Here is a 1,225-nt window from a genome sequence, read left to right on the forward strand (position 1 = left end):
CAACCGTGCGTTCCACCCGGGCTAGGTGGGCGACTCGGCGCGCGAAGGCGACCATGGCCACGATCACGCCGGCGACGACGCCGATGGCCAGGTTGTGGGTGAGAACGATGATGACGACCGTGGTGACCATGACGGTGGTCTCGCTTCCTGGCATCCGCTTGAGAGTTGACAAGCGGATGCTGTGCCAGTCAAAGGTCAGATACGACACGATGATCATCACCGCGACTAGGGCGGCCATGGGCACGACGGCGAGTACGTCGCCGAGGCCGAGGACCAGAACGAGCAGGAAGATGCCGGCGAGGAAGGTGGAGATGCGGGTGCGGGCGCCCGAGGCCTTGACGTTGATCATGGTCTGGCCGATCATGGCGCAACCGCCCATTCCGCCGAACAAGCCGCTCATGATGTTGGCGACGCCCTGGCCCCAGGTCTCGCGGGTCTTGTTGGAGTGGGTGTCGGTGATCTCGTCGACGAATTTTGCGGTCATGAGTGACTCGAGGATTCCGACGAGGGCCATGCCGAGGGCGTAGGGGGCGATGATGGTGAAGGTGTCCCAGTTGAGCGGAACGCTGGGGAAAAAGAGTTCGGGCAGGCTCTGGGGGAGTTCTCCCTGGTCGCGGATGGTGGGGACGTTGATCGCCATTAGTACGGTGACCAGGGTGAGTACGACGATTGCGACGAGTGGGGCCGGGATCACTTTGGTGATGCGTGGCATGACGACCATGATGATCAGCCCGGCGGCGACGAGGGGGTAGACCATGAAGGGCACGTCGAGCAGTTGGGGGAGTTGGGCTGTGAAGATGAGAATCGCAAGGGCGTTGACGAAGCCGACCATGACGCTGCGGGGAATGAAGCGCATGAGCTTGGCGATGCCGACCAGGCTCAGTGCGATTTGAAACACGCCGGCCAGGATGACGGTGGCGATGAAATATTCCATGCCGTATTCTCGTGCGACGGGGGCGATGACGAGGGCGATGGCGCCGGTGGCGGCGGTGATCATGGCCGGGCGTCCGCCGACGACAGCGATTGTCACGGCCATCACGAACGAGGAGAACAGGCCGACGCGTGGGTCGACGCCGGCGATGATCGAGAAAGCGATCGCCTCGGGGATGAGGGCCATGGCCACGACGAGGCCGGCCAGAACTTCGCGGGTGAGCAGGCGGGGCGTGCGCAGGGCGGTGAGAACGGAGGGTTCCGCTCGGTAACGGTTGGGCGCGGTGGATTTTTG

1 protein-coding gene is annotated in these 1,225 nt (G+C 63.7%); it reads right to left on the bottom strand.

The window, feature by feature from the left end; translation table 11 throughout:
- The coding region (locus tag E3T38_RS06885) for a SulP family inorganic anion transporter (protein WP_241984345.1) at window positions 1-1,225 on the bottom strand (1,225 nt) is incomplete at both ends.

The sequence above is a fragment of the Cryobacterium sp. Hb1 genome (assembly GCF_004403585.1).
GTDB classification, from domain to species: domain Bacteria; phylum Actinomycetota; class Actinomycetes; order Actinomycetales; family Microbacteriaceae; genus Cryobacterium; species Cryobacterium lyxosi.